Here is a 12,980-nt window from a genome sequence, read left to right as displayed (position 1 = left end):
TGCCCTGCGCGAAGCGCTGGTGCGCTGGCGCATTCCGCCCGGCGCCGGCCTGCGCCCGCTCGACAGCGTCTGACCTATCGCCAACTTGCTTACCGGTTGCGGAATTCCGGCGGTGCCTGCTCGCGCCGTTCGTCCAGCCCGTAATCGCGCAGCACGTGCGCCACGCGCAGGCGATAGTTCCGGAATACGCCGCCACGCCCCTTGGCCTGCGCCATGCGATGTTCCGCCTGGTTGCGCCAGGCCTTCACGGCATCCTCGTCGCGCCAGAAAGACAGCGAAAGCAGCTTGCCCGGCTCGGTCAGCGAGCTGAACCGCTCCACGCTGATGAAGCCATCCATCTTGCCCAGCTCGGCCCGCAGGCCGGCGGCGATATCCAGGTATTCCGTCCGGCCGTCTTCGCCATCGGGCCAGACTTCGAAAATCACGGCGATCATGCTGTTGTCCTTCCGATGTTGGACAAGAAATCTGCGGCAGCGCGGTACAATGCGAAGCGCCCAGTCTCCAGATGCATCAGATGTGTCGCCCGTGGAATTTCCATATCCAGTCTTGCCGGTGCAGCCTGCAGTTGGTCGAGTAATCCGGCGGCATCGGTTCCGCGGCACAGGCTGTCCCATTCGCCACGCAGGATCAACAGCGGCGCGCGGATCAGTCGCGGGTCATAGGCCGGCCGGCCCTGCCAAGCCGCCAGGATATCGGCTGCCGGGCCGGCCGGGATTTTTATGGCTGGCGGCTGGCGTTCGCCGGCATCGGGATCGCTCGCCAGATAGGCTGCCGCCCAGGCGTCGAAATCACCAAGCTCAAGCACCGGCGCTTCATCTGCCGGCACGTCCTCGACGAAGCGGTCGTATTGTTCTTTGACGGTCAGCAGGCGCCAGCCGCCCAGGCTTTCGGGCTGCGGCAGGCCACTCATCTGCCGCTCGGTGATCGGACCGAAGAAAACCAGGCTTGCGACCAGATCGGGGCACCGAGTGGCGAACAGGCCGGCGGCGATGCAGCCCCAGGAATGGGCAATCAGCGCTATCGGACGGCCGTTATGCCGCGCGGAAACAGTGCGCGCCACGTGCTCGATCTGCAGGGCAGCGACTTCGGCGCGGCCAAGCGGTGCATGCTGCATGGCGGGTTCGGCCATCGCGGCATAACGTGCCGAGCCGCCATAGCCGGCGAAATCGAAACTCCAAGCATCAAAGCCGGCGGCGCTCAGCTCATCGAGCCATGATCGCCCGGCAAAGCGGAAGCCAACCGACAGCGCGGAAGAAAACGTGGCGCCGTGAACATACAGTACGGGAAGGCCGTGGCCGTTTTCGCGTCCCGGCAGATGCCGCAGCAACAGGGATGGTGAATCGTTCCGCCCCGCCAGTTGAACTGTGTAGCCGCTATGCCGGGTATCAGTGTCGGATTTTTGGTGAATCATGTGCGCTCCATCTTCCGGCAGGAAAGATGCGCGCTGTCAGGAAAATTGTCGTCGGTTGATAGTACGGTGTCGGCCGAAGTGTTCAGCCAGCCATGCCCAGCACGTCGGCCATGCGGTACAGGCCCGCCGGCTTGCCATGCACCCACAGGGCGGCGCGCAGGGCGCCACGGGTGAAGATGCCGCGATCGGTGGCCTTGTGGCTCAGCTCGATGCGCTCGTTATCGGCGGCGAAGATCACGGTATGCTCGCCGGCCACGTTGCCGCCACGCAAAGCCGCGAAGCCGATATCGCCCTTCCTGCGTGCGCCGGTGATGCCGTCGCGACCGCGATCGGCCACCTTGTCCAGCGGTACGCCGCGGCCGAGCGCCGCCATTTCGCCCAGCATGATCGCGGTGCCGCTCGGGGCGTCCACCTTCATGCGGTGATGCATCTCCACGATCTCGATATCCCAGTCATCGCCCAGGGCGGCAGCGATCTGGCGGGTCAGGCCAGCCAGCAGGTTCACGCCCAGGCTCATGTTGTAGCCCTGCACGATGGCGCAGTGATGCGCGGCCTTGTCCAGGGCCTCGAAATGCTGCGGCTCCAGCCCGGTGGTGCCCACCACATAGGCGGTCTTGCCCTGCGCGGCTAATGCTGCATGGCGGGGCAGGGCGGCCGGCACGGTGAAATCCAGCACCACATCCACATTGCCGAACATCTGCGCGGCATCGTCGATGATGCTCACGCCGGTCGGCCCGATGCCGGCCAGCTCACCGGGATCCTTGCCCAAAGCGGGCGAGCCGGGCAGCTCGGTGCCGCCGGCCAGCACGCAGCCCTTGGTCTGCGCCACCTCGCGCACCAGCGTCAGGCCCATGCGGCCGGCGATGCCGACGATACCGATGCGGATGGCAGACATGTTTCCCCTCGCGGACTGCTTTTCTGAACCGGCCGTAGTCTAGCAGGCGCGCGCACGCCGCGCCACGCGGCGGGGCAGGGTCAGGTGCTCAGGCCACGCCGCGCATTCTGCCGCCAGGCCGCCGGCGGCAGGCCATAGGCGCGCGCGAAGGCGCGGCTGAAGGCCGCTTCCGTGCCATACCCGGCGTCAAAGGCCACGGCAGCCACCGGCTTGCTGGTGGTGCTCAGCGCCACGCTGGCCTGGCACAGCCGCCAGTCGCGCACATAGCGCATCGGCGAGGTTTGCAGCATGGCCTCGAAGCGTTCGGCCAGGCTGCTGCGTGACAGGCCGCAGATGTCGGCCAGTGTCGGCACGGTCCAGTCACGCAACGGGTCTTCATGGATCAGCGCCAGGCAGCGGCTGAGCGCCGGATCGGCCAGGGCTGCCAGCCAGCCGGTGGTGCCGGGCGGCGCGGCGACGATCTCGTGACGCAGCAGTTCGATAAAGAGTATCTCGGTCAGGCGCTCCAGCATCGAGTTGCTGCCGCTGCTCGGATGGTCGGCCTCGGCCACGATCTGGCGGATGGTGGCGTGCAGCCAGTCGGAATCGCCAGCTGTCGCGGCGCGCACGTGCAGCAGCTCGGGCATCGCCTTGCGCAGCGGCTGGAAATTCATCGCCTCGCATTGCAGGTATCCGCACAGCATGCGCAGCCGTGTCTCGCCCTCGCCGTAACGCAGCACCGGCATGGCATGCCAGGGTTTCGGCGGCAGGTCCCGCACCGGCGCAACCCGCCGGCCGCCCAAACCGGCGCCGAGCTGGTGCCCGCTGCCGAATGGGAAGGCGACCACGTCGCCGGCTTCCAGCACGATCTCGCGGTTGCCTAGCCGCATCCAGCACCGGCCCTCGGCCACGATATGGAAGGGAATAACGGTGACGGTTCCACCGCCCAGGCTGGCGAGGGCCGGGGCATCGTCGGTTTCCCAGTCGCCGGCCGGCATGAAGCAGAATTGCAGCGACCCTGACAGGCGGATGCAGCGCAGCACATCCGACAGCACGTCGCGCATGGCCGCATCATGCGCCGTACGCGCTGCCATGCGATCTGGAGTTTCGGTCAAATCTTCCGGTGATCCGGCCAAAGACGTTTCTCCGGCTGCCCTGTATTGGGGGCGGCGCAAACGCTAGCCACAGAGGGAGAATACTACAATGGCAGCCGGTACTGACAAGCTTGTGATCCTGGTAACCCGGGGCATCGATTCGGAATTGTCCTCGGTAGCTTTCACAATTGCCAACGGTGGTTTAACCGCTGGCCTGAAGGTTTCCATGTTCCTGACCAGCACGGCAATCGACCTGGTGCGCCGGAACGGCCAGGCGATGACGCATGTGCAGCCGCTGGAGCCGCTGGCGGCCATGATCGCCGATTTCCAGAAGCGCGGCGGCGTGATCTGGGCCTGCCCGCCCTGCGTCAAGTCGCGTGGTTACGAGCAGAAGGACCTGCTGGATGGCGTGATCATCCAGGGTGCCAGCGCCATGCATGCCGAGATCAAGGCCGGTGCGGCGACGCTGTCGTTCTGAGATCGGAAAGACAAAGGCGCAGGCAATGCCTGCGCCTCTTTTCACTCGGCTTTGCCGCCGAGCATTTCCTTCACCTTGGCGAAGAAGCCCGAGCTTTCCGGGCTGGTTTCCTCGCCGCCGATCTCGGCGAATTCCTCCAGCAGCTCACGCTGGCGCTTGCTCAGCTTGACCGGCGTCTCGACCATGACCTGGATGTAGAGATCGCCATGGCCCGAACCGAAGCCCGATTGCTGCAGCGAGGGCATGCCCTTGCCGCGCAGGCGGAACTGCTTGCCGGTCTGGGTGCCCTCGGGCAGCGTGATGCGCGCCTTGCCGCCATCCAGGGTCGGCACTTCCACCGCGCCGCCGAGCGCCGCCGTGGTCATCGAGACCGGCACGCGGCAATGCAGGTTCTGCCCCTCGCGGCGGAACAGGCGATGCGGCTGCACGCTCAGAAATACATAGAGGTCGCCAGCCGCGCCGCCGCGGATGCCGGCCTCACCTTCGCCGGCCAGCCGGATGCGGTTGCCTTCATCCACGCCGGGCGGGATGTCGACGCTGAGCGTCTTTTCCTTGTGCACGCGGCCGGCGCCGCCGCAGGCCTTGCAGGGTTTCTCGATCACCCGGCCGGCGCCGCCGCAGGTCGGGCAGGTCCGCTCGATGGTGAAGAAGCCCTGCTGGGCGCGCACCTTGCCGTGGCCTTTGCAGGTCGGGCAGCTGATCGGCTGCGCGCCGGCCTCGGCGCCCGAACCATCGCAGGACTCGCAGGCAATCGAGGTCGGCACGCGGATCGTGGCCGCCTTGCCGCGATAGCAGTCTTCCAGCGTGATCTCGAGATTGTAGCGCAGGTCCGAGCCGCGATTGGCGCTGCCGCGACCGCCGCGCTGGCCGCCGCCCATGAATTCGCCGAACAGGTCGTCGAAGATGTCGGAAAACGAGGTGAAGTCGAAACCGGCGCCGCCCGGGCCGCCGGGTCCGCGGCCACCCTCGAAGGCGGCATGGCCATACTGGTCGTAGGCCGCGCGCTTCTGGTCGTCCTTCAGGACGTCATAGGCCTCGTTGATTTCCTTGAACTTGTGCTCGGCATCCTTGTCGTCCGGATTGCGGTCCGGATGATGCTGCATGGCCAGCTTGCGGAAGGCCTTTTTCAGGTCTTCGGCGCTGGCGCCGCGGGCGACGCCGAGAATGTCGTAGTAATCGCGTTTGGCTGTCATCGCAAAAGCTTCCTGGTCGCCAGCGCCGGCCGCATTCCTTCAGGGGCAGACGCGAAACCGGGCGCCGCTGGCGCCCGGTCCGTCGGCTTTTCCGACTTACTTCTTCTTCTTGTCGTCTTTGACTTCCTCGAAGTCTGCATCGACGATCCCGTCATCGGGCTTGGTCCCGCCAGCCGCCTCGGCGCCCGGCTGCTCGGCCCCGGCCGCTTCGCCGCCGGCCTCGCCCTGCGCCTTGTACAGCGCCTCGCCCAGCTTCATGGCGATCTGGCTTAAGGACTGCGCCTTGGCCTTGATCGCCTCGGCGTCATTGGCCTCGATCGCCTTCTTCAGCTCGGCAATCGCGGCCTCGGCTTCGGCCTTTTCGGCCGCCGGAGCCTTGTCGCCCAGATCGGCGATGGTCTTCTCGGTGGCATGGATCAGGGCTTCGGCCTGGTTCTTGGCCTCGACCGCCTCGCGCCGCTTCTTGTCCTCGGCGGCATGTTCCTCGGCGTCGCGCACCATCTTCTTGATGTCGTCTTCCGAGAGGCCGCCCGACGCCTGGATGCGAATCTGCTGTTCCTTGCCGGTACCCTTGTCCTTGGCCGAGACATGCACGATGCCGTTGGCGTCGATGTCGAAGGTCACCTCGATCTGCGGCACGCCGCGCGGCGCCGACGGGATGCCGACCAGGTCGAACTGGCCCAGCAGCTTGTTGTCGGCCGCCATCTCGCGTTCGCCCTGGAAGACCCGGATCGTCACTGCGCCCTGGTTGTCCTCGGCGGTGGAGAAGACCTGGCTCTTCTTGGTCGGGATGGTGGTATTGCGCTCGATCAGCTTGGTGAACACGCCACCCAGGGTCTCGATGCCGAGGCTCAGCGGGGTGACATCGAGCAGCAGCACGTCCTTGACGTCGCCCTGCAGCACGCCGGCCTGGATGGCGGCGCCGATGGCGACCACCTCATCCGGGTTAACGCCCTTGTGCGGTTCGCGGCCGAACAGGGTCTTCACCACCTCGATGACCTTCGGCATGCGGGTCATGCCGCCGACCAGCACCACTTCGTCGATGTCGCCAGCCGACAGGTCGGCGTCTTTCAGCGCCTTCTTGCACGGCTCGATGGTGCGCTGGATCAGGTCGTCGACCAGGGCTTCCAGCTTGGCGCGGGTCAGCTTCATCACCAGATGCTTCGGACCCGAGGCATCGGCGGTGATGAAGGGCAGGTTGATTTCGGTCTGGGTCGAGGATGACAGTTCGATCTTCGCCTTCTCGGCCGCTTCCTTCAGGCGCTGCAGGGCCAGGCGGTCGCTGCGCAGGTCGATGCCCTGCTCCTTCTTGAACTCGGTGGCGAAGTAATCAACCAGACGCAGGTCGAAATCCTCGCCGCCGAGGAAGGTGTCGCCGTTGGTCGAGCGCACCTCGAACACGCCGTCGCCGATCTCCAGGATCGAGACGTCGAAGGTGCCGCCGCCAAGGTCATAGACGGCGATCTTCTTGCCATCGCCCTGCTTGTCGAGGCCATAGGCCAGGGCGGCCGCGGTCGGCTCGTTGATGATGCGCAGCACTTCAAGGCCCGCGATGCGGCCGGCATCCTTGGTCGCCTGGCGCTGCGCGTCGTTGAAGTAGGCCGGCACGGTGATCACCGCCTGGGTGACCGTCTCGCCGAGGAAGCTCTCGGCGGTTTCCTTCATCTTCTGCAGGATGAAGGCCGAAACCTGGCTCGGGCTGTATTTCTTGTCCTGGACTTCCACCCAGGCATCGCCGTTATCGCCCTTGGCTACCTTGTAGGGCACCATCTCGGTGAAGCGGCGGGTGGCGTCGTCGCTGTAGGCGCGGCCGATCAGGCGCTTGACGGCGAACAGGGTGTTTTCCGGGTTGGTGACGGCCTGGCGCTTGGCCGGCTGGCCAATCAGGCGCTCGCCATCCTTGGTGAAGGCGACCATCGACGGGGTGGTGCGGGCGCCTTCGGCGTTTTCCACCACCTTGGGGGTTTTGCCATCCATGATGGCGATACAGGAATTCGTGGTACCGAGGTCGATGCCAATGACTTTGGCCATGTTCTCACTCCTTATCGCGGCAATCCGCGGCAGCCTTTGGCTCAAGCGCCGCAGCGGACCCCTTTCTGGTTCAAGGTCTCGCCGGTATGTAAGTGGGCGCCCCGGCTCCCGCAACGGGTGCGCTGAAAAAATGTCCGGGAACGGCCCGGGAATCTGCCCCGAAAGCCCCCCGCCGGCCGGCCTGGACCGGTCAGGTCGGCCCGGCCCAGGTCGGACCTGGCCGGACCTGGCCGGAGTCGGACTTTCGCGCTGTGCTTGCGCGCACCGGAAAAACCGTCAGCCGCCGGGCGGTTTTTCAGGCCCGGCGCCAAAGAAACAGGCAGCCAAAAAACTGTTGGACGCTTCCCCGCAAACGCGATTTGCTCAGGCCTGCAAACCACAATTCTCGGGGGCAAGTCATGCTGGATCGGCGACGGATGATGATGGGACTGGGCGGGGTGGCGGTGGCGGCCGGCCTGCTGGGCAAGGCGGGGCTGGCGCAGGCGGCCAAGGTTTCGGCCGGCGGCAAGAGCGTGCTGATCGTGGTCGACGTGCAGAACTGCTTCGTGCCGGGCGGCAGCCTGGCGGTGAAGGAAGGCGACCAGATCGTGCCGCTGATCAACAAGCTGGCCAAGGGCTTCCAGAACGTGGTGATGACGCAGGACTGGCACACCGCCGATCATGTGTCGTTTGCCTCGCAGCATGCCGGCAAGAAGCCGTTCGAGGCGGTGAAGCTGCCTTATGGCAACCAGGTGCTGTGGCCCGACCATTGCGTGCAGGGCACCGAGGGCGCCGCGCTGGTGAAGGATCTCGACATCCCCCATGCCCAGTTGGTGATCCGCAAAGGCTATCACAGGAATGTCGACAGCTATTCGGCTTTCATGGAGGCCGACGGCAAGACGGCCACCGGCCTGGGCGGCTATCTCAGGCAGCGCGGCATCAAGCGGGTCTTCGTGGTCGGGCTGGCCACCGATTTCTGCGTCGCCTGGACGGCGATGGATGCCCGCAAGCAGGGCTTCGAGGCCTATGTGATCGAAGATGCCTGCCGCGGCATCGATGCCCAGGGCTCGCTGGCGAAATCCTGGGCCGCCATGAAGGCCGCCGGCGTCAGGCGCATCCAGTCCGGCGACCTGGCTTAATCCGCCCGGAGGGCTGGACAAGTCCGGCCCATGCGCCAATTTTGCCGGCATGGGCCAGTTTTCATCGCCTGACGGTTTCCGGTTGCTCCCCGGCCTGCTCGATGCGGCGCGCCAGCGCCGCATCGCCGCCGACATCCAGGCCGTGCTGCAGGCGGCGCCGGGCTATCACGCCACCATGCCGAAAACCGGCCAGCCGATGAGCGTGGAAATGAGCAATGCCGGCCGCTTCGGCTGGTATTCCGACCGCGACCAGGGCTATCGCTATGTCGAGCGGCACCCGGTCACGGCGGCACCCTGGCCGGTCATCCCCGATTCGGTGCTGTCGGTGTGGTGGAGCGTGGCGGGCTATGACCACGAGCCGGAATGCTGCCTGATCAACCTGTATCGCGGGGCTGCGAAAATGGGCCTGCACTAGGATCGCGACGAGGCGGATTTCTCGGCGCCCGTGGTGTCGATCTCGCTGGGCGACGACGCGCTGTTCCGGCTTGGCGGCACGGCGCGGCGCGCGCCGACCCGCTCGTTCCGGCTGGCCTCGGGCGATGTGCTGGTGCTGGGCGGTGCGGCGCGCCTGGCCTATCACGGCATCGACCGGGTGCTGCCCGGCACCAGCCGGCTGCTGCCCGGCGGCGGCCGGCTCAATCTCACGCTCAGGCGGGTGACGCGGCCCTGATCGCCAGGCTGGTCTGAACGCCGCCCGCGGCCAGGCTGCCGGGCGGCGGCGGGAAGGCGGCGCGCATCGTGGTGCCGTCGCCGGGCGCGCTGTCGATCTCGAACACGCCGCCATGCATCTCGACCAGCGACTTCACCAGCGGCAGCCCCAGGCCGGTGCCCTCGTATTGCCGGGTCAGGTCGTTCTCCACCTGGCCGAACGGCGCCAGCACCAGCGGGATATGCTCGGGCGCGATGCCGATGCCGGTATCGCTGACCCAGATGCGGAAGCCGCCATCGCCGTCCGGCTGCGCGCCCACCTCGATGCGGCCGCCCGGCGGGGTGAATTTCACCGCGTTGGAGATCAGGTTGAGCAGGATCTGCCGCAGCGCCTGGCGGTCGACGAAGCCCTCGAACAGCCGGGCGTCGACGCTCATGGTCATGAACACGCCGCGGCCTTCGGCGCGTTCGCGGAAGGTGCGGATGCTGGCTTCCATGATCTCGACCGGATCGGTCATCTCGGGCTGGATGCGCCAGCTGCCGCTCTCGATCTTCGACATGTCGAGGATGTTGTTGATCAGGCTGAGCAGGTGCTGGCCGCTGGAGAGGATGTCGACGATGTATTCGCCATAGCGCGCATGGCCCAGCGGCCCGAGCATTTCCTTCTCGATGATCTCGGCGAAACCGATGATGGCGTTCAGCGGCGTGCGCAGCTCGTGGCTCATGTTGGCCAGGAAACGCGACTTGCTCAAACTGGCTTCCTCGGCCTGCTGGCGGGCGCGCTCCAGCGCGCGGTTGCGCCGTTCGCTGCGCGCCATGCCGAGCTGCAGCAGCGACAGGGCCGTGCCGACGCCATAATAGCGGCCATTGCGGGTGACGATGAAGCCGCGCAGCAGCGCGCTCTGGTGCTCGTCGGCGATCAGGCTTTCCAGCGTGTCGACGCTGATGCTGGCATCGACGATCAGCGGATTTTCATCCATCAGGCGGCTGACCGGCTTTTTGGCCCATAAGGCGCGGCCGAAATCGCGCGACAGCTGCGTGATCAGGTCATAGCGGTTGATCAGGCCGACCGGCCTTTCGCCATCCACCACGGCCAGCGCGCCCAGGTCGGGATCGGCCTGGAAGCGGCGGTCGACCTCCTCGCAGCGCATGCCCACCGGCACCGGCGGCAGCGGCACCGCCATTGTCCCAATGGTCTCAAGCGCCGCGCTGCTGATCATGTCCACCGGTCTTCCCCGTTTCTGCGGGACAGACTATCGGCGGTGGGTGTTGCCGATTTTTGACAATGCCGGATGTTTCGCCGATTTGTCGGCGCGAGTGGCGCCGCGCACAATTCGCTCTACCGGAGGCAGGTATCAGGCTTGCGTATTGACCGTGTTGCCCGGCTGGATTTCCGGCTGCGGTCCACCCTTCGACACGCCGACCATGGCGGCGCGCAGCAGGCGGCCATGCTGCATGTAGCCGGCCGCCACCACCTGGATGACGGTGCCGCTCGGCTGGCTCGGGTCTTCCAGCTCGAACATCGCCTGGTGCAGGTTGGGATCGAAACGCTGGCCCTTCGGGTCGATGCGCTGGATGCCATGGCGCTCGAACACGCCGATCAGCTCGCGCTCGGTGGCTTCCACGCCGGCGATCAGCCCGTGGATCGGATCACCCTCGGCGGCGTCCTTGGGCGCGGTGTCCAGCGCGCGGCGCAGGTTGTCGGCGACGGTGAGAATGTCCCGGGCGAATTTGCCGGCCGCGTATTTGGCGGCGTCTTCCTTTTCGCGCTCCAGGCGCTTGCGCAGGTTCTCGCCCTCGGCGGCGTTGCGCAGCAGGCGGTCCTTCAGCTCGGCGATCTCGGCCTGCGCCTTCGCAAGAGCATCGGCCTGGCTGTCGGCCTGCGGGGTGGTCTGGCCGGGGGATTGTTCGGGGCTCAGGTCGTCGGTCTGGGTCATCGGTCTTCCTCGTCGAGGCCCTGCATATACGGATGGCGCGCGGGAATTGAAAGGGGGAAGGCGGGAAACGGGGCTTTTCGCCGCGGGACCAGGAGGAAAGGGCCGGGAAAGGCCCGGGAAAGGTCCGGAAAAGACCAGGAAAAATCCCGGTATAAACGGCTGGGTCAGCCGAGCAGGCGGCCCACCACCTGGGCGGTGAAATCCACCATCGGCACCACCCGGGCGTAGTTCATCCGGGTCGGGCCGATCACGCCGATGGCGCCGACGATGCGCTGCTGCTGGTTCTGCAGCGGCGCCACGATCAGCGAGCAGCCGGCGCGGCGGAACAGGGTGTTCTCCGAGCCGATGAAGATGCGCACGCCCTCGCCGCCCTGGGCGAGCTCGATCAGGCGCAGCATCTCCTCGGTATTCTCCAGCTCTTCCATCAGATTGCGGATGCGCTCCAGGTCGGCGATGGCGGCCACGTCGTCCAGCAGGTTGGCGCTGCCGCGCACGATCAGCGTGCCGCGCTCGGGCTCGCCGCCCCAGACCGCCAGGCCGGCCTCCACCACGCGGGCCGCGATCTGGTCCAGCTCGGCGCGGCGCACCGCCAGTTCGCCTAAAATCTCGCTGCGCGCCTCGCCCATGGTGCGGCCCTTCAGCCGGCGCGACAGGAATTCGCCGGCCTCGGCCAGCGCGGCCGATGTCAGGCCCATCGGCATGTCGTGGGGCATGTCGAGCATGCGGTTTTCCACCTGGCCCGATTCCGACACCATCACCACCAGCGCCTTGCCCGGTCCCAGGGGCACGAATTCGACATGGCGCAACGGCGCGTCTTCCTTCGGCGCCACCACCAGGCCGGCATGGCCCGACAGGCCCGACAGCACGCTGGTCGCCTCGGTCAGCACCTCCTGGAAGCCGCGGCCCGAGCCGGCGCAGCGGCCCTCGATCGAGCTGCGCTCGTCCTGGGTCAGGTCGCCCACCTGCAGCAGGCCGTCGACGAACAGCCGCAGGCCCGTCTCGGTGGGCAGGCGGCCGGCCGAGGTATGCGGCGCATACAGCAGTCCGGACTCTTCCAGGTCGGCCATGGTGTTGCGGATGCTGGCCGGCGACAGCCGGTGCTCCAGCTTCTTGGACAGGAAGCGCGAACCGACCGGCTCGCCCGTTGTCATGTAGGTTTCCACCACCAGCCGCAAAATCTCGCGGCTGCGCTGGCTCATTTCCTGGATCATGCCGCCCATGCCACCAGACTTAAGAACCGGCGCGGCCCGCGTCAATGCCGCTCGTTCAGCCGCCAGATCCCGCCCGGCGGCTAATTCAGCCGCCAGATCATGAAGGTCAGGTACGTGGCGAACGCCGCCCAGGCCAGATACGGCGCCAGCAGCAGGGCGGCCAGCCGCGAATGCCGCGCGAAGGCGGCGATGGTGGCGGCCAGCACGGCCAGCAGCACCAGCATCTCGACCAGCGCCGGGCCGATCATCCGCAGCCCGAAGAACAGCAGCGACCAGCCGAAATTCAGCGCCAGTTGCAGGCCGAACAGCGCGAAGGCGCCCTGCGCCGCGCGCCAGCCGGCCGGCATGCGCACCGCCTGGCGCCAGACCAGCCAGGCCGAGACCGCCATCAGCGCGAACAGGATGGTCCACACGATGGGAAAGGCGATGTCGGGCGGCGTCAGCGCGGGTTTGGTCAGCGTGGGATACCAGCTCCGCACCGGGCCGATGGTGACCGCGCTGCCCAGGCCCGAGACGCCGAAACACAGCGTAAACGACAGCAGCAGCACGAACAGGCTGGGGATCGAGAAGACCGGTGGCGGCGATGAGGGGCGGGTCATGCCGTATATACGATCCGGCGGGGGCGTTGGTTCACCAGATTTCCGTCCTTCTCCCTTGATCGTCATGCCCGGGTCAAGCCCGGGCATGACGATTGAGGAAGGGCGGGTGATTGAGAGGAACGCCGCTTTCGCCCCGCTCAGAACAGCTCCCGCACACCCGCCGGCGTTTCGATTCGCGCGCGATACCGCACGTCATCGCCCGGCAGGATGGCCGGCGGCCGGTCGATATCCAGGCTTTGATACAGCGTCGCGATGGCGGCGGGATCGGGATGTTCGAGCGAGAACGAGTCCAGCCGCGCGCCCAGGTCGGGAAGCGTCGCCATGTTGCGCGGCCTGCCGCGCCGGTCGATCAGGCAGGGCGCCGCGCCATCCAGCGGCAGCGCGCC

At 66.8% G+C, this 12,980-nt stretch carries 12 protein-coding genes and 2 pseudogenes; 3 read left to right on the top strand and 11 right to left on the bottom strand.

From position 1 onward, the window contains the following. Positions 1–89: 89 nt before the first annotated feature. The 4 genes from Q1J79_RS11845 to Q1J79_RS11830 all read right to left on the bottom strand — a co-directional run bounded on the left by Q1J79_RS11845 (position 90) and on the right by Q1J79_RS11830 (position 3,379). A complete protein-coding gene (locus tag Q1J79_RS11845; RefSeq protein ID WP_300300492.1) occupies positions 90–434 on the bottom strand; it encodes an antibiotic biosynthesis monooxygenase in 345 nt (114 codons plus the stop codon). Then, positions 431–1,411 carry an alpha/beta hydrolase gene (locus tag Q1J79_RS11840; protein ID WP_300300491.1) on the bottom strand — a complete coding sequence of 327 codons (981 nt, stop codon included), beginning with the start codon at positions 1,409–1,411 and terminating at the stop codon, positions 431–433. Before Q1J79_RS11840 ends, Q1J79_RS11845 begins: the two co-directional genes overlap by 4 nt. An 82-nt stretch (positions 1,412–1,493) precedes the next feature. After that, positions 1,494–2,297 carry a 4-hydroxy-tetrahydrodipicolinate reductase gene (dapB, locus tag Q1J79_RS11835; RefSeq protein WP_300300495.1) on the bottom strand — a complete coding sequence of 268 codons (804 nt, stop codon included), beginning with the start codon at positions 2,295–2,297 and terminating at the stop codon, positions 1,494–1,496. Positions 2,298–2,386: 89 nt separating this feature from the next. After that, the gene (locus tag Q1J79_RS11830) at positions 2,387–3,379 is read right to left on the bottom strand and encodes an AraC family transcriptional regulator (protein ID WP_300300490.1); all 993 of its coding nucleotides are present in this window, start codon (positions 3,377–3,379) and stop codon (positions 2,387–2,389) included. A gap of 109 nt (positions 3,380–3,488) precedes the next feature. On the opposite strand from Q1J79_RS11830, the gene Q1J79_RS11825 reads away from it, so the two are divergent. After that, positions 3,489–3,857 carry a DsrE family protein gene (locus Q1J79_RS11825; protein ID WP_300300489.1) on the top strand — a complete coding sequence of 123 codons (369 nt, stop codon included), beginning with the start codon at positions 3,489–3,491 and terminating at the stop codon, positions 3,855–3,857. Between the two features lie 41 nt (positions 3,858–3,898). Here Q1J79_RS11825 and dnaJ read toward each other — a convergent pair whose 3' ends face one another. Further along, complete coding sequence (gene dnaJ, locus Q1J79_RS11820) at positions 3,899–5,050, bottom strand: molecular chaperone DnaJ (protein ID WP_300300488.1); 1,152 nt, start codon at positions 5,048–5,050, stop codon at positions 3,899–3,901. Positions 5,051–5,146: 96 nt separating this feature from the next. Continuing rightward, on the bottom strand, positions 5,147–7,081 hold the full coding sequence (dnaK, locus tag Q1J79_RS11815; RefSeq protein ID WP_300300487.1) for a molecular chaperone DnaK: 1,935 nt from the start codon (positions 7,079–7,081) through the stop codon (positions 5,147–5,149). Positions 7,082–7,479: 398 nt separating this feature from the next. Between dnaK and pncA the strand changes: the two genes are divergently transcribed. Together pncA and Q1J79_RS11805 are read left to right on the top strand one after the other, a co-directional pair. Beyond that, a complete protein-coding gene (gene pncA / locus Q1J79_RS11810; protein ID WP_300300486.1) occupies positions 7,480–8,199 on the top strand; it encodes a bifunctional nicotinamidase/pyrazinamidase in 720 nt (239 codons plus the stop codon). A 49-nt stretch (positions 8,200–8,248) separates the two neighbouring features. Further along, a pseudogene (locus Q1J79_RS11805) lies at positions 8,249–8,869 on the top strand (alpha-ketoglutarate-dependent dioxygenase AlkB). On the opposite strand, the gene Q1J79_RS11800 reads toward Q1J79_RS11805, so the two are convergent. The 5 genes and pseudogenes from Q1J79_RS11800 to Q1J79_RS11780 all read right to left on the bottom strand — a co-directional run. Continuing rightward, positions 8,847–10,067: an ATP-binding protein gene (locus Q1J79_RS11800; RefSeq protein WP_300300485.1), complete on the bottom strand. Its 1,221-nt coding sequence runs from the start codon at positions 10,065–10,067 to the stop codon at positions 8,847–8,849. The pseudogene Q1J79_RS11805 and the gene Q1J79_RS11800 sit on opposite strands and share 23 nt — an antisense overlap. A 135-nt stretch (positions 10,068–10,202) precedes the next feature. Beyond that, positions 10,203–10,784: a nucleotide exchange factor GrpE gene (grpE, locus tag Q1J79_RS11795; RefSeq protein WP_300300484.1), complete on the bottom strand. Its 582-nt coding sequence runs from the start codon at positions 10,782–10,784 to the stop codon at positions 10,203–10,205. 164 nt (positions 10,785–10,948) lie between these two features. Beyond that, on the bottom strand, positions 10,949–11,995 hold the full coding sequence (hrcA, locus tag Q1J79_RS11790) for a heat-inducible transcriptional repressor HrcA (RefSeq protein WP_300300483.1): 1,047 nt from the start codon (positions 11,993–11,995) through the stop codon (positions 10,949–10,951). 80 nt (positions 11,996–12,075) lie between these two features. After that, a complete protein-coding gene (locus tag Q1J79_RS11785) occupies positions 12,076–12,594 on the bottom strand; it encodes a TspO/MBR family protein (RefSeq protein WP_300300482.1) in 519 nt (172 codons plus the stop codon). A 137-nt stretch (positions 12,595–12,731) separates the two neighbouring features. Next, positions 12,732–12,980 (bottom strand): annotated as a pseudogene (locus Q1J79_RS11780) (VOC family protein); the annotation flags it as partial.

The organism is Ferrovibrio sp. (assembly GCF_029255545.1).
In the GTDB taxonomy this organism is placed as follows: Bacteria; Pseudomonadota; Alphaproteobacteria; order Ferrovibrionales; family Ferrovibrionaceae; genus Ferrovibrio.
This window is presented reverse-complemented; position numbering and strand designations above follow the sequence as displayed.